The sequence below is a fragment of the Holdemania sp. genome (assembly GCF_986127675.1).
Genome location: NZ_CFQZWI010000049.1, coordinates 1 through 21,393, shown reverse-complemented (window position 1 = coordinate 21,393; position 21,393 = coordinate 1). Strand labels below are relative to the sequence as shown.

General features: G+C 48.5%; 17 protein-coding genes. 2 read left to right on the top strand and 15 right to left on the bottom strand.

Annotation, left to right across the window (positions count from 1 at the left end):
• Positions 1-471: 471 nt before the first annotated feature.
• The 12 genes from deoB to nusB all read right to left on the bottom strand — a co-directional run bounded on the left by deoB (position 472) and on the right by nusB (position 13,257).
• On the bottom strand, positions 472-1,653 hold the full coding sequence (gene deoB / locus AC5OW4_RS08855; RefSeq protein ID WP_255524671.1) for a phosphopentomutase: 1,182 nt from the start codon (positions 1,651-1,653) through the stop codon (positions 472-474).
• Positions 1,643-2,557: a tyrosine-type recombinase/integrase gene (locus AC5OW4_RS08850; protein ID WP_493676893.1), complete on the bottom strand. Its 915-nt coding sequence runs from the start codon at positions 2,555-2,557 to the stop codon at positions 1,643-1,645. Before AC5OW4_RS08850 ends, deoB begins: the two co-directional genes overlap by 11 nt.
• A 34-nt stretch (positions 2,558-2,591) precedes the next feature.
• Positions 2,592-3,212, bottom strand: a complete 621-nt coding sequence (locus AC5OW4_RS08845; protein WP_072684448.1) for a stage II sporulation protein M — start codon at positions 3,210-3,212, stop codon at positions 2,592-2,594.
• 45 nt (positions 3,213-3,257) lie between these two features.
• Positions 3,258-4,451, bottom strand: coding sequence for a DNA polymerase IV (locus AC5OW4_RS08840; RefSeq protein ID WP_493676892.1), 1,194 nt, complete (start codon positions 4,449-4,451; stop codon positions 3,258-3,260).
• Between the two features lie 225 nt (positions 4,452-4,676).
• Entirely contained in the window at positions 4,677-5,510 is an 834-nt protein-coding gene (spo0A, locus tag AC5OW4_RS08835) for a sporulation transcription factor Spo0A (protein ID WP_072684446.1), read from the bottom strand.
• A gap of 163 nt (positions 5,511-5,673) precedes the next feature.
• Positions 5,674-6,678, bottom strand: coding sequence for a SpoIVB peptidase (gene spoIVB, locus AC5OW4_RS08830; RefSeq protein WP_072684445.1), 1,005 nt, complete (start codon positions 6,676-6,678; stop codon positions 5,674-5,676).
• Positions 6,679-6,910: 232 nt separating this feature from the next.
• On the bottom strand, positions 6,911-8,581 hold the full coding sequence (recN, locus tag AC5OW4_RS08825; RefSeq protein WP_072684443.1) for a DNA repair protein RecN: 1,671 nt from the start codon (positions 8,579-8,581) through the stop codon (positions 6,911-6,913).
• A 23-nt stretch (positions 8,582-8,604) separates the two neighbouring features.
• Positions 8,605-10,470 (bottom strand): 1-deoxy-D-xylulose-5-phosphate synthase, encoded by a 1,866-nt coding sequence (dxs, locus tag AC5OW4_RS08820; RefSeq protein WP_072684442.1) that lies wholly within the window; start codon positions 10,468-10,470, stop codon positions 8,605-8,607.
• Positions 10,471-10,494: 24 nt separating this feature from the next.
• Entirely contained in the window at positions 10,495-11,337 is an 843-nt protein-coding gene (locus AC5OW4_RS08815) for a polyprenyl synthetase family protein (protein ID WP_195547949.1), read from the bottom strand.
• A complete protein-coding gene (gene xseB / locus AC5OW4_RS08810; RefSeq protein WP_006060764.1) occupies positions 11,334-11,555 on the bottom strand; it encodes an exodeoxyribonuclease VII small subunit in 222 nt (73 codons plus the stop codon). The genes AC5OW4_RS08815 and xseB overlap by 4 nt, the downstream gene beginning before the upstream one ends.
• The gene (xseA, locus tag AC5OW4_RS08805) at positions 11,552-12,883 is read right to left on the bottom strand and encodes an exodeoxyribonuclease VII large subunit (RefSeq protein WP_493676891.1); all 1,332 of its coding nucleotides are present in this window, start codon (positions 12,881-12,883) and stop codon (positions 11,552-11,554) included. The genes xseB and xseA overlap by 4 nt, the downstream gene beginning before the upstream one ends.
• Positions 12,880-13,257 (bottom strand): transcription antitermination factor NusB, encoded by a 378-nt coding sequence (nusB, locus tag AC5OW4_RS08800; protein WP_039865145.1) that lies wholly within the window; start codon positions 13,255-13,257, stop codon positions 12,880-12,882. The genes xseA and nusB overlap by 4 nt, the downstream gene beginning before the upstream one ends.
• A 141-nt stretch (positions 13,258-13,398) precedes the next feature.
• Between nusB and AC5OW4_RS08795 the strand changes: the two genes are divergently transcribed.
• Positions 13,399-13,956 (top strand): DUF5662 family protein, encoded by a 558-nt coding sequence (locus AC5OW4_RS08795; RefSeq protein WP_072684440.1) that lies wholly within the window; start codon positions 13,399-13,401, stop codon positions 13,954-13,956.
• A 292-nt stretch (positions 13,957-14,248) separates the two neighbouring features.
• Entirely contained in the window at positions 14,249-15,841 is a 1,593-nt protein-coding gene (locus AC5OW4_RS08790; protein ID WP_195547950.1) for a hypothetical protein, read from the top strand.
• Between the two features lie 316 nt (positions 15,842-16,157).
• Here the strand turns inward: AC5OW4_RS08790 and AC5OW4_RS08785 are convergent, their stop codons facing one another.
• The 3 genes from AC5OW4_RS08785 to AC5OW4_RS08775 form a co-directional block, all read right to left on the bottom strand.
• Positions 16,158-18,263 (bottom strand): LamG-like jellyroll fold domain-containing protein, encoded by a 2,106-nt coding sequence (locus AC5OW4_RS08785; protein WP_195547951.1) that lies wholly within the window; start codon positions 18,261-18,263, stop codon positions 16,158-16,160.
• Positions 18,264-18,319: 56 nt separating this feature from the next.
• Positions 18,320-19,558, bottom strand: a complete 1,239-nt coding sequence (locus tag AC5OW4_RS08780; RefSeq protein WP_195547952.1) for an amidohydrolase family protein — start codon at positions 19,556-19,558, stop codon at positions 18,320-18,322.
• A 65-nt stretch (positions 19,559-19,623) separates the two neighbouring features.
• Positions 19,624-21,054: an RNA/DNA-binding domain-containing protein gene (locus AC5OW4_RS08775; protein WP_195547953.1), complete on the bottom strand. Its 1,431-nt coding sequence runs from the start codon at positions 21,052-21,054 to the stop codon at positions 19,624-19,626.
• Positions 21,055-21,393: the final 339 nt, after the last annotated feature.

The window sequence follows — 21,393 nt, the reverse complement described above, 5'->3', positions numbered from 1 at the left end:
AGTTCAGACGTGTGCTCTTCCGATCTTCCATCAATGGAACGTTTTCATAATTTTATTGTTTTCTGCTTTTTATGGGTTAACAGACGTCCTCGTCTGTCTTTTGTTAATTCTTAATCCCCAGATGAATGATTTAAATAAGAAGCAGCGAGTCAGCTGCTTAGTCGAATATGCAAAAATCATAAATATTGAGGTCCTGATATCCAAAGCATTTCAGATTCTTTTCGTTTATTATTTTTCCATCTCTGAATGGATTATCGCGATCTTTGGTTTACTCGTAAACGGGATCATCTGTTATTCATTTATCCGCTGGAAGCAGAAACGTATGAGTAAATCTTGGAAATATGATTCATCTGCATAGCTTCGCATAATGTATCTTATCCAATTTTTATATTTGGAATAAGCAATTCAATCGTTGTGATATCGAAAATAAACGCCGCAGAGAGAACACTCCCGTCTGCGGCGTCACTGGTTTTATTTCAAATATGATAAATACGATTCGCCATATTCCGGCATCGACACCTCAAAATTCTCGGCCACCGTTGCGCCCAGATTGGCAAACGTATTCGCCAGCGGCAACAAACCGGAACCTTGATGCGATGGCGAGTACAGAATCAAAGGCACCATTTCACGCGTATGATCTGTTCCCGTATGACAAGGATCGTTGCCGTGATCGGCGGTAATGATCACCAGATCCTCTTCCCGCAGTTGTCCCAGGAACGTGGTTAACAGCTGATCATAATCCTCCAATTCCTGCGCATAACCCTGCGGGTTGCGGCGATGTCCCCACTTTGCGTCAAAATCAACCAGATTCACAAAGCACAGGCCGGTGAAATCCTTCTGCGTCAGTTCAATCGTCTGCTCCATACCGTGATGACTGCTTGTCGACTTATACGCTTCCGTAATCCCTTCGCCGTCAAAGATATCTTTAATCTTGCCAACGCTGATCACATCATAACCCTTATCCTTCAGCTCGTTCAACACGGTGCGGCCAAACGGCTTCAATGCCAGGTCATGACGATTGCTGGTACGAGTGAAATGGCCCTTGCCTTCACCGACAAACGGCCGGGCGATGACGCGTCCCACCTTCCATTCATCCTTCATCGTCAGCTCACGCGCAATCTCGCAGCAGCGATACAGTTCTTCTAAGCCGAAGACTTCTTCATGGGCCGCGATTTGCAGCACGGAATCCGCCGATGTATAGACGATCATATCCTTGGTCTTCATGTGATGCTCACCCAGTTCATCCAGAATCTCCGTCCCGCTGGCTGATTTGTTGCCGACAATCTTATAGCCCGTGCGTTTTTCCAACTCGTCGATCAATTCCTGCGGAAATCCGGTGTCCGTAAACGTCTGAAATGGTTTATCAATGTATAAGCCCATCATTTCCCAATGGCCGGTCATAGTGTCCTTGCCGACCGAAGCTTCCAACATTTTTGTGTAATACCCCTGCGGATCACGCTGCGGTTCTACGCCCAGGATTGAATGCAGGTTGCCATAGCCCAGCTTTTCCATTGCCGGCATTGCCAAGCCGCCGACTGTTTTTGCGATATGACCGATCGTATCTGCACCGCGATCCCCATAATGTTCGGCATCCGGCATTTCACCGCAGCCGACAGAATCCATTACAATTGTAAATATCCGTTTATATTTCATCGTCATTTTCTCCTTCTCGATCCATCAATTTTCCAAGCCCTTCATCATAAGCCGTCCGCAGCCGGTTGCGGTCGATATGTGTGTAGATCTGCGTCGTTGTGATATCAGAATGACCTAACAGCTCCTGAACGCTGCGCAGATCTGCGCCCCCTTCCAGCATGTGCGTGGCATAGGTGTGGCGGAGCTTATGCGGCGTGATCGGCTTCTGAATCCCAGCCTGGATACACACTGATTTTATCATACTTTCGATGGAAGCAGTAGTCGTTTTCTTGCCCAGTCGTGTAATAAACAGCCAGGACGTCGGTTTTTTCTGATATAACGGCCGGACGGTGTCGACATATTCGCGTACAATTTTTATCGTCTGCTTTGGCATCGGCACTAACCGCTCCTTATTCCCTTTGCCCCAGATCCGCAGCATCCCCAATTCCAGATCCACCTGATTCATTGTCAGCGCCGCGCATTCGATGACGCGCAGCCCGCATCCATAGAGAAGCTCGGCAATCGCGTGCCAGCGGATATCCTCCGGGCTATGTCCGAACTGTGCCATGATCTTCTCAATTTCATCCCGCGTGCAGTAGACCGGCAAGGACTGCGTCCGCTGCAGCTGCTCCAGATATTCCGCTGGGTCCAGTTCGTCAAAGCGAAAGGCTAAAAACTGATGGAATCCACGGATTGCGGTGATTGCGTGATTAACAGAAGCGGCGGCGTGATCCCGCGCCAGAACCCGCACATATTCCTCCAGCATCGCCGAATCAATCTGATCGATCCGATCGATTTCTTTCTGCGCAAGAAACTGAAAATACCGGCTGAGATCATTGCGATAGCCGGCAATCGTTTTTTCTGATTTTGGAAACTGAATTGAGATGTAAATCAGATATTGCCGGAAGGCTTCCTCTAGCGTCATATTCTCCCTGCTTTCCAGCTTTATTATACCAGAGTTATTCCATCATGGCGAAAATTTCCATCAAGCGGATGACCAGCGTCGATTTAATCCAGGCGGAAAAGAAGATCAGCAGCAAGGAAACGATCAAAACGTTTAAGCGGCCGTTGATCAGCTGGATCAACGAAAAATCACTGCGGCTGTAGCCCAGACAACGCTGAATCAAGGCATAGGAGATTTCCGTGCTGATCACCGAGACGAGAAACAAGGCGATCAAATCGAACAGAATCTGCGGAATCAGCGTTAACAGGATCCCCAGGACCCCTTTCAACTGATAGGTCAGAACGTATAAAACGCAGGAAAATCCAATCTGGACGCCCTTGGTAAAGACGATAAACCCGATCAGCGGAATCCCGGCCAAGGAGAAGCCGAGAAAAAAGATCGCAAGCATGAATAAAATGTTGGTGACAAACTGACTTGTAAAAAACGACTGCGGTTCTACGCTGGTGATCACCGTCGTCAACAAGTAAGAGGACAAACGCTCAACGTCGGCGCTGCTGATCCAGCGGGAAAGCAGGACACCGGTAATCATGCCGAAAATTAACAGAATTAATAAGAAGTTGATGGAGTTTTTATGCTTATTGGAAAAATTCTTCAACTGGGGTTGTATTGTTTTCATGTTTCCCTCCTGGTATCAATGTATGACAGCCAGGACAGATTAGACTTATTTCTTGTGTTGGGTATCAACCGGTTTTTTGATCAGCGCCGCGGCGGTCGTCAGCTTGCCGCCGGAAGTAAGCTGTTGATTCAGCTGACTGATGAGATCGAGCGTTGCGCAGGCCGGATCGACGGGCGGCGCTTCAAACAGATTCATCTGAATTTTCTGATCATGGATGCTGCTGAGCGAACCGACGCCAATGCCTAAATGGCGCATTGGCTGATCTTCATAGTTTTCATCGAACAGTTCCATCGCCAGCTCAAACAAGTCTTCGCTGCGGTACACCGGATGATCCAGCTTTCGTGAACGGACGTTGGTGTTAAAGTCGAAATAGCGGATGGAAATGGAAACGATCGTCCCCATTTTATCTTCTTCGATCATGCGTTCGCTGAGCTTATTCGCCAGCTTGCGAAACAGTGTCCGCACTTCTTCTTCAGTAGAGAAATCATAATTCAGCGTTGTTGACTGACTCATGGATTTGATTTCGGCATCGCTGATGATTTCGCGGTCATCCTCGCCATTTGCCCGCTGAATGTAGGTCATCGTATTTTTTCCCAGCAGCGGCCGCAGCTGTTCTGGATCGGCCGCAGCCAGATCGCCGATTGTCTTAATGCCTAATGCTTTCATCTGCGGCGCGGTTTTCTTGCCAATTCCGCGCATGTCTTCAATCGGCAGCGGCCACAGCTTCACCGGAACCTCCTGTTTCCGCAGGACGGTGATCCCCATCGGTTTTTTCATGTCGCTGGCCATTTTGGCCAGAAATTTATTCGGGGCGACGCCGATGGAGCATTTTAAATGCAGGTCGCTCAGCAATTCCTGCTGCAGCTGCCACGCTAAATCCAACGGCCGCGGGAAACGATGAATTGCCTGACTCATATCGGCATAGCATTCGTCAATACTGGCCTGTTCAACAAGGTCAGTGTATTTCTTTACATAGGAGATGAACTGTTCGGAAAGCTGTTCATAATAGCCGTGATGTCCTTTCACGACGACTAACTGCGGGCATAATTTCAAGGCTTCGTTGATCGGCATCGCCGAGTGAACGCCGAACTGCCGGGCTTCATAGGAGGCGGTGGACACGACGCTGCGCTTGGTCAGACCGCTGACGACGACCGGTTTTCCTTCCAGCGAGGGGTCAAGGAGAATTTCCGCGCTGGCAAAAAAAGCATTTAAATCAATATGATAAATAACCCGGCCCACGCGGCGTTCCCCCTTTCTTTCTTTTATATTGAACAGATTTGTTGATTGCTTCTTCAGAAACCAATCCTGTTTCAAGTCAAATATTCCGGTTCACCGCAGGATTCAAGCAGATGGCCCAGCTTTGCTTTTAACCTATCGTGATTTATTATAGCACGGACTTGAACAACTTTCATCTTTCAGACCAGAAAAAACGGAAGATTTCTCCTCCGTGCAAAGATGATCATGTTATCCAATTTTAGCGTAGCTGCTGGTATTGTTCTTCAGCCGATGCTCCAGCCGCAGCTTATCGGCGATCATGGCAATAAACTCTGAATTGGTCGGCTTGGCTTTGGAAGCACTGATCGTATAGGCAAAGATTTCGTCAATCGCGTCAATGTTGCCGCGGTTCCAGGCGACTTCGATTGCATGCCGGATTGCCCGTTCCACGCGGGAGCTGGTCGTCATATAGCGGCGGGCAATTTCCGGGTAGAGCACCTTGGTGATCTGACCGAGGTAATCGACGTTTAAGTAAGTTTCCAGAATCGCAGTGCGCAGGTACATATATCCTTTGATATGGGCAGGAATACCGATTTCATGTAAGATCTCCGTGATCTCCCGTTCCAGCTGCAGGCGCATCATTCGTTCATCATCCTGATTTTCATTGGCGTTGGCCGGCGCAGTGGATGGGGTTGGAGCAGAGACTTTCTGATAGCTGCAGACCTGAGCGATTTTCTCGCTGACCGTCTTGGGATCCACCGGTTTCATCAGAAAATAATCGACCTGATATTTCTGCATTTCCGTCACCATAAAGTCGTTGATAAAGCTGGATGTACATAAAATTTTTCCTATCCGGATCCCCTCCCGGCTCAATGTGCTGAGGACTTCCATCCCGTCGAGTTTAGGCATAATGCAGTCAAGGACAAGAACGTCAGGATGGCTCATCCTTATCCGTTCCAGACACTCCTGACCATCTTTGCAGCTGGGTAAAAGCAGCCAATCGTTTTTCTTCCGCAGTTCCTGTTCCATTTGTTCTCTGATCTCGCTGTTGGATTCACACAACAGGATTCTGATCTGTTTCATCTTGTTCACTCCTCTGTTCGATGTTTCCATTTTATGGAATTTGAACTGAAAAAGAAGTCGAAACAGGTCGAAGTCCATGGAAAAGTTTCTGCTTTTTTGCCTGTTTTTGAACTCAAGCCAAAAGAAATGCCTGAATTTCAGGCATTTCCTTAGTTTGTGTCTGTTAATCGTGCCGGGCTTCCTCCAACATCCAGTCGATGTAAATCCCATAACCGCTGTCGGGCTGGCTGGTAACCATATGCGTTACCGCGCCGATAAGTTTCCCATTTTGAAGAATTGGCGATCCGCTCATTCCCTGAATAATGCCGCCGGTTTGGTTGAGCAGTGCGGAATCGGTAACTTGAAAGCGGATTCCTTTCACGGCCTGACCGTTCTGTTTGCGCACCTCGGTAATCTGGATTGCGTAGCGCTTTGGCGTCGTTCCCTGCACGACGGTATAAATTTCCGCCGGGCCCACGGTAACTTCTTCGCGCGAAGCGACAGGTACGCTCTGCGCGGCGGAAGGCAGTGTCTGGACTTTGCCGTACAAGCCATAGATCGTGTTTTTCCTGACCGTACCAATAGGAACCAGACTCTCCGACTGACAGATTTTCTCACCAGGATTTCCGGAGGTTGAGCGCCGGACGGAAACGACGGTCGCTTCAAAGATCTGTCCCATTGTGACATCGGCAGGCCGGCTTTGCCCTTCCTCCGCGATTTCATGCCCCAGAGCAGCGAAGGTTTTGGTCGCCGGATCATAATACGTCATTGTCCCGACACCCTTGATCTTATCCTTCACATACAATCCCGTCTTGAATACCTTTTCTGCTTCCAGATAACAGACAAACAATGAAGCCGCTTCCCGCTGCCCATTGCGGATGACGGTCACCGGAACCTGATTCCGCTCTTTCTGCAACGTTTTCAGATTCGCAAACAGTTCCTCCAGTGTCGACACGGTCCGGCCATTGGATTCAATAATCCGGTCCCCTACCTGCACTGTCCCTTCCTTCGCTGCCGACAGCGTTTCCCCATTGACTTGGAAATCATACATACCGCTGACATAAACGCCTTCGTAATTGACTGTGATCGCAATCGTATCGCCGCCCAGAATGACGGTTTTCTCCTGGGCCTGAACGGGTAAAAGCGTTAACGTCAATAGGAAGGCCGTCAAACCGAAAATTCTTTTCATGGCCTCACCTCGCAGTACTGATAGTATGGCGCTTCCAGGCTTCAACTATATCCAGAAAATCTTACCAAGGCTTTGTTTCAACTGGGAAAACGTCGCATATAACCGTTGGAATAAGACGAGGAATTTATTTAACTTTAAAATATTTCCAACGAAAATAGCGGCTGTCCAAGGGATCGCAGTCTTTTCCAGCGCGGAATGCCCCTGCCAGTCTTTGAAGAAAGTAAAAGCACGATCAAACTGACCGTGCTTCATTCACTTTCTTTTGATTGCGTTGATATAACTCCTGGGCTGCCTGCCGGGCCGTATCGGACAATTCGCCCTGCGAGATCAGGGCCAGCTGGTCAATCCGTTCCTCTTTGCTCAAACACTGGATTTGGGTTTCCGTGAAATCCTGTCCCTGACGCTTGGTAACATGGTAATGTTGATCCGCGCATGCCGCAACCTGCGCCAGATGCGTGACTGAGAAGACCTGCGCGTCACGAGCTAATAAACTCATCTTCAAGCCGATCGCAGTTGCGACCTGGCCGCTGACACCGGTATCAATCTCGTCAAAGATGACGGTCTGAATCCCCTCCAGCCGGGTAAAGATCGTTTTCAGCCCCAACATTAAACGGCTTAATTCACCGCCGCTGGCAACCTGCGTCAGTGAGCGGACCGGCTCGCCGGGGTTCATGGAAATCATGAAGTCCGCTTCGTCCAGGCCATGCGCCGACGGCTTGGCGTCTTTCAGCTGCAAAATGAACCGCGCATGCGGAAGCATTAAATCGTGCAGATGAATTTCAACTTCCTTCTGCAGCGCCAGGGCTTTCTGCTGCCGGATCTGGCGCAGTTTCAGCGCGCTTTCTTCAAATTGCTTGTAGGCGGTCTGCACATGTTTCTGCAGCTCTTGCAAGTATTCCTGACGGTGCTCCTGTTGATTTAACTGCTGCCGGAAACTTTCTCCCTTTTCCAGAATTTCATCCAGACTGCGGCCGTATTTTCGCTTTAAACGATTGATTTCAAACAATCGGCTCTGAACTTCGTTGATTTGTTCCTCGCTGAATTCCAGCGACTCAAAATAACGCTGCAGCCGTTCTTTCAAATCCTGCAGGCCATAATAGTGCTCATTCAACGCTTCGCTGATTTCTGCCAGTTCCGTTTCTTCCGGAAATCCGCCGGTCAGCCGCGCCGCCTCGTACAGCTGCGGAACCGCGCTTTGTTCACCATCCAGAATTTCCAGACTTTCCGCTACCCGCTGATAGATTTTCTCGCGGGCCGCAATCCGCCGTTCGATCGCTTCCAGCTCCTCATCCTCGCCCGGCTTCAGCTGCGCTTGTTCAATTTCATTCAGCTGAAACCGCAGGAATTCCAAGTCCTGCTCAGCCTTCGGGCTGCGTGCTTCCTCAAGCTGATCATTCAGTTGTCGGTAAGCTTTAAACTGAGTTCTGACGCTGGCTAATAACGCTTCGTCATCCAGATATTGATCCAAAAGATTTAAAAACGAATTGCGGTTTAATAAATATTGCGTATCATGTTGGGAATGAATGTCAATTTCATGTCCCAGCAGCTCGCGAATGAAGTTCGCCGTGGTCACGCGGTGATTCAGACGCATCTGACTTTTGCCTTCCGCGCTGATCTCCCGGTTAATGACGACGTCCTCATCCCCATCGAAGCCAGCTTCCTGCAATAATGCCAGCACCCGCGGATTCGTGGAGAAATCAAAGACGCCTTCAATCAGTGCCTTATTTTCGCCTTGTTTAACGAATCCCGCCTGGGCGCGCTGCCCGCAAAGCAAACTGATCGCGTCGATCAAAATCGACTTGCCCGCGCCGGTTTCTCCGGTGAACACGCTGAAGCCCGCATCAAAATCCAAATCGGCCTCATCGATCAGAATGAAGTTTTTGACATACAGATGTTTAAGCATCAGCTTCCTCCTTCCGGAATGATTTAAGCTTCGCAGTATTCTTTAATCACATCGAACAAACTCAGGATATCAATCGCTTCCAGCCGCCGAATTTTATTCAGCGAACCCTGCGGTACGTAAGTATCGCCGATGCCGACGCGCCGGATGGTCATCGCCGCCTGATGATCGGCAGCCCATTCCAGAATCGCGCTGGAAAGACCGCCCGCCAGCATATCTGTTTCATACACGATAACTGGCTTGCCTTCCTCCGCCAGCCGCTGCAGCATGACTTCGTCCAGCGGCTTGAAGAACCGGGCATTGACAACCTGAACCGGCAGCGAATTGGTCAGCACTTTGGATACGACTTTATCGACATCCGGGCCATAGGTCACGACGGTGCATTGATGATCAGGTTCCGTATTGACGAGCGTCCAGCTGCCGACCGGAATCGGTTCAACCTGCGCCAGCTCGTTATACAGCGCAGTCCCGCGCGGATAGCGGATCGCCATCGGATGCGGCTGGGCAAACGCCGTTGCCATCAGCTGCTGGGCTTCCCCGGCATCTTTAGGCTGCGCTAAAATCAGATTCGGCAAGGAACGCAGGATCGCGATATCGAAGACGCCGTGATGTGTATCGCCGTCTTCCCCTACCAGTCCGGCCCGGTCAATACCAATCACGACCGGAAGATCCATCCGGCAGATATCATGATTGATCTGATCATAACAGCGCTGCAGGAATGAGGAATACAACGAGATAAACGGCCGTTTCCCGCTGATCGCCAGTCCCGCACAGAACGTCGCCGCATGTTCTTCGGCAATCCCGCAGTCAAACGCACGCTCCGGGTAAACCGCGAAGAATTTTTCCAGCTTACTGCCGGTGATCATTGCCGGCGTCACCGCGACGATATCTTTGTTGTCCTTCGCTAAACGAACCAGTGTTTCGCTGATAACTGAAGACCATGAAAGATAGCCCGCCGGCGTGGCCGACAATGGTTTTCCTGTCTGGGGATTGAACGGTCCGACGCCATGCCAGACACCTTCTTTATCTTCCTCGCAATAGGAATAACCCTTGCCCTTTTTCGTCAGCACATGCACGACGACCGGCCCTTGATGGGATTTTGCAACCTTCAGGATCTGAATCAGGCTCTTGATGTCATGGCCGTCGACCGGTCCGAGATATTCCAATCCGAATTCACCGAACACGCCGGTATCAATCACGCCTTTTTTCACCGCGTCCTTCATGTTTTGCAGGCCGGTCAGCACCACCTGACCGACATTGTTTCGATTCAGCGCCGTCTTGAGATCATTCTTCAACGCATTGTACGGCTTGGATGCGCGCAGCTTGGCAAAGTTCTGCGTCAAAACACCGACATTCTCTGAAATCGACATGTTGTTGTCATTGAAAATGATGATGATGTTGCGCTGTTCGCTGCCGATTTGATTCAGCGCTTCCAGTGCCATCCCGCCTCCCAGGGCGCCATCGCCGATAACCGGCACGATGTGGTAATGTTCATGGTTGAGATCCCGGGCAACCGCCATACCTAACGCCGCTGACAACGAGGTCGAGGAATGTCCCGCCTCCCAGACGTCATGCTCACTTTCGGCTCGTTTCTGAAAGCCGGACAACCCCTCATACTGACGAAGCGTATCAAACTGGCCGGCCCGTCCGGTTAAAATTTTATGCGTATAGCATTGATGTCCAACGTCAAAAAAGATTTTATCCTGCGGCGAATCAAACACCTTATGCAAAGCGATCGTCAGCTCGACGACGCCCAGATTGCTGGACAGATGTCCGCCGGTCTTGCTGACATGATCGATCAGGAATTCCCGAATCTGTTGCGCCAGCGCTTTAAGCTGCCGCTGATCCAGCTGTTTTAAAAACGCGGGATCGTGTATATCGGTTAAATCCATTTCCGCTAACCTCCTTATCTTCACTTAATACTGACGAAATTCCATCGCGTCCAGAATCGCGATCAGCCGCTGCGTATCCAGATTCATCTGACGGATCGCATCGCGCGTCTGACGGTAAACCTCGGTCATCGCATCCTGCGCCTGACCTAACCCCAATAAAGTGACATAAGTCGATTTTTTGTTATCCAGATCGCTGGCTGATTTTCCCAGCTCCTTGCTGCTCTTGGTGACGTCCAGGATATCGTCCTGAATCTGAAAGGCCAAACCCATGAGTGCGCCGATCCTTCGCCATTGCGAAATGGCCGCGTCCTGACCGGCCAGAATCGCGCCCATGACCAGCGGCGCAGTAAACAGACAGCCGGTTTTATACAAATGGACTTCTTTGAGCTGTTCCAGCGTTACAGCCGGGCTGTTTTCCGCCTCCAGATCCTTAATCTGGCCTAAGATCATGCCTTCCGCTCCGCCGGCCGAGGCCAGCTCCTTTACGATTTTTAACGCTTTGACCGGGTCGTCGCTGCTGTTGGCGGCTAAGGCAAAGGCCTGCGTCAGCAAACCGTCGCCGGCCAGAATTGCCGTCGCCTCGTTAAACTGTTTATGACACGTCTTGCGGCCCCGGCGGTAATCGTCGTTATCCATTGCCGGCAGATCGTCGTGAATCAGGGAATATGTATGCATCATTTCCAGTGCTCCGGCGGCCATAAAACCGTCCTGTGCTGATAGTCCATAACCCTCCGCGACCGCGAACAACAGCTGCGGGCGGAGCCGTTTTCCCTTGCCCATCAGCGAATATTCCATCGCTTCGCTAACCTCGGAACGTTTCAGCAGCCGGCACTGGCGCTGCAGGAATACTTCAAATTCGTTCATCATAAGTTTTCGTCCTGACTTTCTTTCGGCTGATGCCGCAGCATCAGTTCCTGTACCTTATTTTCATATCCCTGCAGCTGGGTATCGAGATCCTGAACTAGATTCAGACCCTCCTCAAACAATCCGATCGCTTGTTCCAACGCGATTTCATTGCGTTCCAACAGCGAAACGATCTGATCCAGCCGGTCCATTGACTGTTCAAACGTCGGCTTTTCACTCATGCTTGTTCCTCCTTTTCCTTGACATGGGCCTGGATCTGACCGTCATGCAGCCGGATCCGCAGCTCCTCGTTGACATTAACTTCCTGGATAGAACGGACCAAATGCCCGTTCTGAGCGATCAGACCGTAGCCGCGCCCCAGAATCTTTAACGGGGAATAGGCGTCCAGCAGCCGGATCTTTTCTTTCAGCTGCTGCTGGCGAAGCATCAGCTGTTGTTTCTCATGGTGAATCAGATTCAGCCGCAGCTGTCCCAAGCGCTGCTGCTGAAGATGGACCTGACGCGAGGTCTGGTTTAATAAAACTGCGCTCAGCTGATCCAGCCGGGCCCGCTGACTGCGGAGCCGCTGGGTTGTGTTCTGCAGCCGTGAGCTGTCGTAATCCAGCCGCATCTGAAGCGGCTGAAGCAGACTCATCGGATCCTGAAAGATCCGGCTTTCAACCTGCTGCTGATAACGCTGGCGCTGCTGACGCAGTTTCTGATTCATCAGATAGATCAGCTGCTGCCGCTGGCGCAGACAATGGCTCTGCACCTCTGCCAACTGCGGCGTTGCCATCTCAGCCGCGCCGGTGGGCGTCGGAGCCCGCCGGTCAGCGACCAGATCGGCAATCGTGACGTCGACTTCATGACCGACGCCGCAGATTACCGGTGTTTGCAAACCGGCCATCGTCCGGGCTACGCTTTCTTCATTGAACGACCACAGATCTTCAATCGATCCGCCCCCGCGGGCTAAGATCATGACGTCAAAACCTAACGTGTCCGCCTGCCGCAGTGCCGCACAGATCTGTGCGGCCGCACCTTCGCCCTGCACCAGCACAGGAATTTCGCTCACCTGGGCAATCGGCCACCGCCGGGCCAGCGTCGTAACAACGTCTTGGCGCGCCGCGGTGTTTTTTCCAGTGATGACGACTATCCGCATCGGATACTGGGGCAGCGGTTTTTTCCGGGCCGGATCGAACAGACCTTCCTCATGCAGCCTGCGTTTCAATTCTTCATATTTTAAATACAGATCGCCTAAACCGGTCGGCTTCATCGCCGTAACATAAAGCTGAAGCTGTCCGCTGGCTTCAAAGATCGACGTGTTGGCCTGCACCAGCACGGAGTCGCCTTCCTTGGGAATAAACTTGCAGCGGGCCGCATTGGAAGCAAACATCACACAGCTGATGCGTGATTTCTCATCCTTTAATGTAAAATACCAATGACCGCTGCGATGCGCTGTGAAATTGGAAATCTCGCCTGCAACGATCACACGCTGAATCAGCGGATCCTGATCCAGCTTGCCTTTCAGATACCGGACTAAGGCGCTGACGCTCAGCTGCCGGTTTCTCATATTCTGTCCAGAACGCCGTTGATCAATCGGTAGGCTTCGTCGTCGCAGTAATCTTTCGCTAACCGCACGGCTTCATCAATGATGATCGCTGCCGAGGCCGTCTGGTGATCCAGTTCGCTGCACGCCATCAGCAGAATCGCCTGTTCGAGAACGCCTAAGCGCTCGAAGCTCCAATCCTTTAAGGTTTCGTTAATGTATTGGATATATCGGTTTTCATTGTCCAAGGTATCCAGGATCAGAATCCGGCTGAAATCATCCAGCTCTCCGGTTTTCATCTCCATGACTTCCTCAATGATTTCATCCATCGGTTTGTTCAGCAGACGATGCTGATACAAACAGATCATCGCTTTTTCTCTACAACTATGTCGGTTCATGTTAACCCTCCGCTCATTGTATTATTTTAGCATGAAAAACGGTTTGGTGAAACTCTTTCTCATGCCTTTTTGCGGACTTTTGATTTGCCTTTTTTTTAACATTCCTATAGAATGAAAAACAGAACAGAAAGAAGGATCGATATGCGTTCTTCCTCATTCCCCTTACGTTTCTGGGGACATTTAAAGACGATTACACTGCACAAGCTGCGGGTGACACGGCTGTGCTTTAAAATGGGCTTGATCAAGCAGGGTCTGCTTCATGATCTGTCGAAATACAGCCCGGTTGAATTCTGGGCGGGAGTGCGTTATTTCCAAGGCTACCGCTCGCCGATTGACGCCGAAAAAGAAGCCAAAGGCTATTCCGAGGGCTGGCTGCATCACAAAGGGCATAACAAGCACCATTGGGAGTATTGGATTGACCGGAACAAGCAATGTCAGGGCTTATTTTGCGTGGAAATGCCGAAGCGGTATGTCGCGGAGATGGTCTGCGACCGGATCGCAGCGTGTCAGACGTATCAGAAAGAGAAGTATACAAACGCTTCGCCGATCGAGTATTTCCTTCAGGGCAGCGACAAGCAGTTCATGCATCCGCATACCGCAGCGCTGCTTCAGCAGTATTTGGAATGGGTTAGAGATTTCGGGATTGACGCGGCATTTAAGAAAATCAAGCAGAATTTGCGGCGCTCGGAGGTTGTTTAAAGTATTCTGAATTCATGTTTTAAAGGCCCCGATCGCTTGTTTAACAGATTTTTACAGAGGATAAGCAAGCGGCGCAGAACAGCCGCTTTTCTTCCTGTTGAAGACCGTTCTTCCGGCAAAAAAGATACATTCCTAAAGAAACAGTGCGGCCGCCCTTCCCCCCCCCATTGCTTTGCTTTCCGCATCCCGCTTTCATCAGGATTTTAAGCGCAGACTGTTCCTTAATTCTCTTTTTACTTACAGTTAAGTTCTATCTCAGAAACAATCCGTTGGATAAAAGTGAGGTGATCCCATGCGCTCTATTGATTTATCCGGACTTCCCCGCGATGCGCGTCATTTCATAGCCTGGAATCAGTCGGAAGGCTTTGACGTTCCCTTTCAGTATGATGATCATCAGGGCCTGCTGACGATCCTGCGGGCTGGAAAAGGAAATCATGGCGAAGCGGTGCTGGATATCCGGTATGCCGGTAGGATTATTCCCGCGGTGCCGGCCAGCTCCGTCAAGCATTGTATTTTAGGCAGGATCCTTCAAACGCGCCATTTCGATTTTGTTACGTCGCTGGGGCAGCGGTTTGCGGACGCCCGGCGGGATTATACGATTATAGATCAGCGCCGCGGGCGTTTAAAATCCAATCCCCGGATGACGCAGCGCGAAGTTCTGATCCTGTGTTCGCGGTGCGGCGCTAAAACCTGGATGGCGGAAGAACGAGTTCTGCCGCCAAAAAGCTGCGCCTGCGGCCGCTGTCGGTATTCGCCTCTGTCCGGCAAGCGTTCCATCGCCCAAACCGATCGCTGGATGATCCCCTTCTTTCCCGGCGGTGAAGACGAAGCACGACAATACACCCGCGGGCAAAACAAAAAGCTTCGCTTCCGTTGTCCCTATTGCGGCAACGTGCGCGAAAAAGCGATTGCGATTGCGACGCTGCATCATACGCATTCCATCGGCTGCGCCTGTTCCTGGTCTGTCGGACGCTCCTTTCCTCACCGGCTGATCAAATCCGTGCTGGATCATCTTGAAATTCATTATATTCAGGAAGCTTCCAGAAAAGAGCTGCCGTGGGCGCAGTCGTTTTCCTATGATTTCTATCTGCCGGATTTCGGCGTGATCCTGGAAGCGCATGGAAAGCAGCATTATGAGGAAGGCACTGGTTATTTTAAGAATACGTTAAAGAAAAACAAAGCGAACGACGCGCAAAAAAGAAAGCTGGCCCTGGACCATGGCATCGCCGCTGAGCGCTATCTTGAAATTAACTGTAAGAAAAGCGAGACCGAAGTAATTAAAGCCAATTTGCTTCGCTCCTCACTGTCTCAAATCCTGAAATGTGATCTGGCCGAGCTGGATTGGGTCGAACTCACAAAAGTTGCGTGGAAATCGGAAAAACTGAACATCCTGGAGATGAGCGTTAAAAATCCTGAAATGTCAGTGCGGGCCCTGGCGGAACACTTCGGCGTCAGCCGGGATTTAGTAAAAGAAGTCCAGATTAACGCCGGAATTTATGACAGTCAGAAGGAACGAAAGCTGGGCGTAAAGCGACAACAAGTGCGTTATCATCATCGGACCCAAGCGCGGAATGAAAAGATCTGCCAGATGAAAAAGGACCGTCCGCAAGCCTCCACTCAGGAGATTGCCGAGCTTGTCGGCATGGAGCGTCATGCGGTTTACCGGATTTTGAAACAAAGCGGGCTCTACGATGAGCAAGCGGAGAAACAGAACAAAAATTTCAAAATTTCCATGTCGAAGAAGAGAATCAAAGATTGCGATATTCAGACGATCTGTCAGATGAAACTGGATCATCCGCTTCTGTCTGCCAGAGAGGCCGGCCGATTAACCGGCCACAGCCACAGTACAATTTTATCCGTCTGGAGGGAATTCGGATTAGCTTAAAGCGTCCAAGATCCTATCCTTCTGGTGCAAAGAATGAAAATTTGTTATCACTGATTTGATTCGGTAAAAGGAAGACTTGCGGTGCAAGGAAGGCCTACATTGAAATACGAAAAGCAAATAAAAAGATCAGAGAAGAAGACGGATTCCCGATCTTTCCGCTTTTACAGAAAAAACGTTTCTTAAATCGGGTCCGGTTGAAGCCAGGACTCAAGTAAGAAACGTTTTTCATTAAAATCATGGATGGATTAAAATCAAACTGTCCAACGCGGATTCGCGGCGATCTCAGCTGCCCTGTTCAATCCCCGACTGTTAAAAATCAGGAATAGGCTTGCAGAATACGATCAAGCTCTTTCTGCGTTACCGGGATCGCGGAGCCATGCCGGACGTCGTTGTTGGGCAGCGTATAGTCGCCTTCTGCGAGCCACTCAAAATCAGCGTCTTCTCCTAATTGAGAAAAGCGGGCGACATAGAAACGCTGATTCGGGTAATTGTCTACGTATAGATAGAACACGCCTGGCTCATGCAGCGACGGCAGCGTAAACGGTCCTTCAATATACTTGCGGTTATAGATGAACAAATCATCATAACGACGGGTAAACCCCGCAGTCAGATCCTGGGTGCCCGCATAGAAGATCGTCTGCGCCGCCTCACGTTCATCTTTATAAAGCATCCAATACTGACCATGCATGCGCAGGATTGTACCGTCGATCACTTTATAGCCGGGATTGAACAGCGATTTGGGATAAGTGAAGGTTTCAAAATCCTGGGTAGTCACCGCAAACATGGATCCGCTTTTCGGATCCTGCGCATCGGAATAATAAATCACATACTCCCCGGCAACGGGATCATACGTCATTTCCGGCGCCCAGGCCCGGCTTCCGGTGCTGTACAATCCTTTGTCGAACCAAGCGATCCGATGCAGTCCATGATCGCTTAAATTCACAAGGTCTTCGCTTTTCCAGACATAGATCGAAGGATTATCATACCCTTCCGTCGCCAGAATCACAAATTGACCTTCGGCATCGCGGCCGATAAACGGATCGCGGACCCGTCCGGTTCCCAGCTTACTGGTCAGAATGGCCTGGCCCTGATTCAAATCAGTCCAGTGCAGACCGTCCAGACTGTACGCCAGCTTTCCCGTTTCCTTTCCGAGATCGCCGTTGAAATACGACAAGATATAACCGGCATAGGCGTCAAGCACAACGGCTTCGATCGTTATTGTTTCCTGCTGATCCCCCTGCCGGAGCGTCGCTTCCAGCTGGACCGGCACACGTTCTTCTTCCGGATTTATTTTGATCAGAACATTGTTTTCCAATCGAATTTCACCCGAAACCACCTTCCATTCGATCACGCTGTCATTTTCGCCCACTGTTGGCAGCGGACTCCCCGCATTCAGCAATGAGCCCAATGTAATCGGCAGCGCTTTGACGTCCCGAAGCAAGCGGGTTGCCGGCGTCTGGGCCCGGATTGTGATCGGGAAGTCGCGTTGGAACTGACGGTTTTTGATTTTGGTTGAGAGCGTCAGCGTAATCTGTTGATCCCCCTGCTCTGGAGTTGGAACGGTGATCACGCCTTCGTTGTTTTCGACTTTCAAAAAAGCTGGATTGCTGCTGGTCCATTGGGCTTCGTACTGGCTGTCCACTTCAGGATACAGCGTCGGGTTTTCTCGCAGATCTTCCGCATTCGGAATGGTGATTTCACTGAGCAATACCTCTGGATAAAAACGGTCAAACTCATCTTCGATTTCTGAAGCGCTCAGGGCCTTTTTCCGAATCTGAAAATCCTGAAACTGTCCTTCCATGCAATCGCCGTAAGCAATCGCATCCTTGCCGACGACAAGCCAAGATTTTTCGATTTGATTGATCGAAGCGCTCATTTGCCCTGTCATTGCCGCCTGTCCATTGAGATAGACCGTTGCTTGCGTTCCTTCAAAAACAATCACAATTTGATTGTAGCGATGGGTATTCAGCGTAAATTCGCTGTTGGAAATCAGCCACTGTTCCTGCCCTTCAGCTTTCATCTGCAGCGCCATTCCCTGCAAAGTTCCGTCTTCCCGGACCGTCAGGTTGGTCAGCTTCATCATTTCCTGCTGCTCGTTGACTACGGAGATCAGCGGCAGATCCGGAACGTTTGTCGACGGCTTGATCCAGAAGCTGAGGGTCGCAGTATCGCTGCCGTTCAGGATCGTGCTTTCCATCGTATGCTCCGCGTCGCTGGTTAAAAGATAGGCATCCATTTTAATCCCTTCGCGCCATGTCCATTCCGGAGCTTTCGTTGAGTTGTAATATTCGACCTCCGCAGTATCCGCCGCCAGACTGGTATCGGCCACGTGCGTTGTCTTTGGATTTTTCTGACAACCGCCGAGCAGACAGAGACTCAGCAGTAAAAGGATCATTTTGTTCAAGATTGACAGAGAAATCATTCCTTTCTTATTTTCTTATCTTTTAGTATACAAGAAAATAAGCATGAACACCATGCTTACTTCAAGGTTTCCGATATCAGTTTCTTCATCAGCTGCCGCTGTTGGACAATCAGCTCAGCTTCGTTAAGAACGCAAACTTTCCGATTTTTGACTTTCCATTGCCCGGCGACCATGACATGTTCGATCCATTCCGAACGGCCGTCGAAAACCCAGTTCTGCAGAACGTCGCTGAACTGCGGCGTGCTGATCAGCGGCTGAAAATCCGGCTCGTCCATTCGGATAAAAATGAGATCGGCCTGCATTCCAGGCTTCAGACAGCCGGTCTGCGGCCACCCGCAGCAGCGCGCACCCCACTCGGTCGCCATTTTCCAGACGATTTGCGCTGGATTGAGAACATGTTGATCCCGCAGAAGCAGATACTCACATTTCATAACATCCATGAACTGCAGTCTTCCCCAATCTGTGCCCAACCCAATTTCAATCCCCTGATCGAGCATCATTTTCAGCGGACTGACGCCGTTCTGCGACTTTAGATTGGAGATTGGACAGTTGATCATCCGTGCGCCTCGTTTTGCGGCAAGCTGGATTGCCTCTGCCGGAGCTTTACAGTTATGAATGAGAACACTGTGTTCATCGAGCATACCGGCTTGAGCATAAGCTTCAATCGTATGTTGATAGCCTTTGGATCGAATGGCCTCAGCGGCCAGATCCGTTTCCATGCAATGCGCTTTGAACATTGTCTGCGGATGATTTTGTTTCCAGAACTGTGCTTGGCTGCAGCGATCCTGTGACCAGCTGCTTTCCTCCGGCAACGGCAGCGCTGTTTTTAACAGCTCTTGATCTTCTAATTGTGATGGATCATCCGCTTCCAAAGTCAGACGGATTCCGCACAGCTCGCCAGCTCTTTTCTTGGCTTGATAATCTTGTTGAAACAAGCGGCAGTCAAAAACGGTCGTTATGCCTTGCTTCAGCATCGACATATATTCATACAGCGACAGTTGAATCTTTTCTTCCTCTGTGCAGTGGTTTAACGCATTGACAAATCGTTGTTGAAGCTGTCCCTGCGGCGTGTCGTTGAGCCATTGCGCCACCGGCATATCCATAAACAAGCCGCGCGTGACAGTGCTGGTGCCATGAAAGTGGGCGTTGACCATACCAGGAAGAACTAACAGATGACTGCAATCCAGTTCTTCCATTTCATCATTAGCGTCAACGACTATGTCTTGATCAATATAGACATTTTTTTGAACCAAACTTTGTTTTTCATCCAATACCCATGCGTTTTTGAATTTCATTTTTACCCTTTTCCAATATGTGAGAATGCAAAAAAACATAAGAAATTTCCAGTTTAAAATTTCCTCTATCCCTTTTTATTATTATCTATCCACTCTTCTTTTCCAACATTTCCTAATATATACTCATATTTAAAAGCATTTACACCATTTTCTTTTAATTTTATGTAATTGGCACTGCGAAGTCGCTGCAACGATTTTTTAACTATGTTAATATCTGTCTCTCCACTTGCCTCTCGTACTTGTTTATTTGTAATACTTCTATCTGGATCTTCTCTAAATAAATCTCTTACTATTTGTTCTAAAGTAGCAATTTTAGTGTGCTTTATTACAATAACTACAGAATTTTCAGTTTCTACAATTTCTGGCGGAACTAATCCAACTTGATGTAATTCATTTTTTACAGTATTTAACCCTTCGCCAATATCATGATTTGGTGGATCAGGCAACTTATGAAGCATACGAACTATGTTGGGATTACGTGAATATCGTTCTTCATATATATTTTCCACCGTAATAAATCCAGGTAGCTTTCCCGGACTTTTAATCTCTATTCTATTATCATAAATAATAACATGAATATCATCACTTAAGCTATAGTCTCGATGAATAATAGCATTAACCAATACTTCTTTAATTGCTGTGGTAGGATATTTACTTTTTTTATATTTTCCGTCTATATTGTATAATGTATCTTCTAACATATTGTCTATAGCTATTAAGGTTCTATCAATTAACTCCTCTAAACATCCATTAATTGTAATCGGCATGGAATCTAAAAATCTTCTATCATATTCCGAATTCGTAGTTCTCATTCTATATAACTTAATTCCGCAGCGTGTATCCAATGTTGCCTGCGGTTCCTCGTCAAAAAGTAAAATACCTCCCACATTGGGATATAGTTTTCCATCAACATCTTCGACGAGTCTTTGCTTTTTCAAAAATTTTTCCGGCTGCAATTTAGTTTGCAATTTTTCTATATATTTATGTAACTGTAAAGAATCAATTAATTCCTTCAAATCAGCATGTTTTACTATTTGCTTTTCATATTGATAGCTCCCTTTTGCATATCCTAAGGCTAGTACTTTTTCTCCTTTAATTTCCTTTTTATTTGCATTCACTCGAATAAAGCATTTATTTTGCGCAGTAAAATGAACTTTTGAGCTTTTAGGTATAAATATATGTAAAACATATCCTTTTGAATCAAAATCAATAAATTCAATATCAAGATTTTCTACAGCTGGATTAGTTTGTTCCAATAATGTTTCCAAAATATCATTAGCGTCTTCTATTTTAATAAATCCATTAATTCTTTCTCCATTGAATTTCTCATCTTCAATTCCAATATACAACTCACCTCCATCAGTATTTGCAAAAGCCACAAAACTTTCTTGTAATTTTGAAGGTGTAATCAATTTACTTTTGAAATCCAAAAAATGATCTTCTTGCTTAACAAGTAACTTTTTTTCTTCATCCATAGCTGCTCTTCTTCTATTCATTCACAGTTCTCCTTATTTATATTTACTTTATTACTCTATCTTAACTTCGACATAATTTTATGTAATTCACGCAAAGTTCACTCTACACTTTTTTAATAGCTGCTGATTTATCATATTTTTGAATTATACCATAGTTTTTAAAATTTGAGGATTCATTTTGCCTCTCTACAAAACGTTCTGTTTGCAAAAAAGAGACATAGATAAGAATTTCCGTTACAATAAAGTTACTACACCATACGGAAAGGAAATCTCATTATGTTTATTACTCATTCTATCGTATCTGCTCTCAATTTAAAAGACCCTCATCTTCATTTCTCTGAGGATTGTGTCTCTTCTCAG

Bases quoted from the DNA above. Each gene is read 5' to 3' on its own strand.
- AC5OW4_RS08790 (WP_195547950.1), top strand. From the start codon at position 14,249: ATGCGCTCTATTGATTTATCCGGACTTCCCCGCGATGCGCGTCATTTC.
- AC5OW4_RS08845 (WP_072684448.1), bottom strand. From the start codon at position 3,212: ATGAAAACAATACAACCCCAGTTGAAGAATTTTTCCAATAAGCATAAA.
- dxs (WP_072684442.1), bottom strand. From the start codon at position 10,470: ATGGATTTAACCGATATACACGATCCCGCGTTTTTAAAACAGCTGGAT.
- xseB (WP_006060764.1), bottom strand. From the start codon at position 11,555: ATGAGTGAAAAGCCGACGTTTGAACAGTCAATGGACCGGCTGGATCAG.
- AC5OW4_RS08780 (WP_195547952.1), bottom strand. From the start codon at position 19,558: ATGAAATTCAAAAACGCATGGGTATTGGATGAAAAACAAAGTTTGGTT.
- AC5OW4_RS08785 (WP_195547951.1), bottom strand. From the start codon at position 18,263: ATGATTTCTCTGTCAATCTTGAACAAAATGATCCTTTTACTGCTGAGT.
- deoB (WP_255524671.1), bottom strand. From the start codon at position 1,653: ATGAAATATAAACGGATATTTACAATTGTAATGGATTCTGTCGGCTGC.
- AC5OW4_RS08795 (WP_072684440.1), top strand. From the start codon at position 13,399: ATGCGTTCTTCCTCATTCCCCTTACGTTTCTGGGGACATTTAAAGACG.
- AC5OW4_RS08815 (WP_195547949.1), bottom strand. From the start codon at position 11,337: ATGATGAACGAATTTGAAGTATTCCTGCAGCGCCAGTGCCGGCTGCTG.
- recN (WP_072684443.1), bottom strand. From the start codon at position 8,581: ATGCTTAAACATCTGTATGTCAAAAACTTCATTCTGATCGATGAGGCC.
- spo0A (WP_072684446.1), bottom strand. From the start codon at position 5,510: ATGAAACAGATCAGAATCCTGTTGTGTGAATCCAACAGCGAGATCAGA.
- AC5OW4_RS08775 (WP_195547953.1), bottom strand. From the start codon at position 21,054: ATGAATAGAAGAAGAGCAGCTATGGATGAAGAAAAAAAGTTACTTGTT.
- AC5OW4_RS08850 (WP_493676893.1), bottom strand. From the start codon at position 2,557: ATGACGCTAGAGGAAGCCTTCCGGCAATATCTGATTTACATCTCAATT.
- nusB (WP_039865145.1), bottom strand. From the start codon at position 13,257: ATGAACCGACATAGTTGTAGAGAAAAAGCGATGATCTGTTTGTATCAG.
- xseA (WP_493676891.1), bottom strand. From the start codon at position 12,883: ATGAGAAACCGGCAGCTGAGCGTCAGCGCCTTAGTCCGGTATCTGAAA.
- spoIVB (WP_072684445.1), bottom strand. From the start codon at position 6,678: ATGAAAAGAATTTTCGGTTTGACGGCCTTCCTATTGACGTTAACGCTT.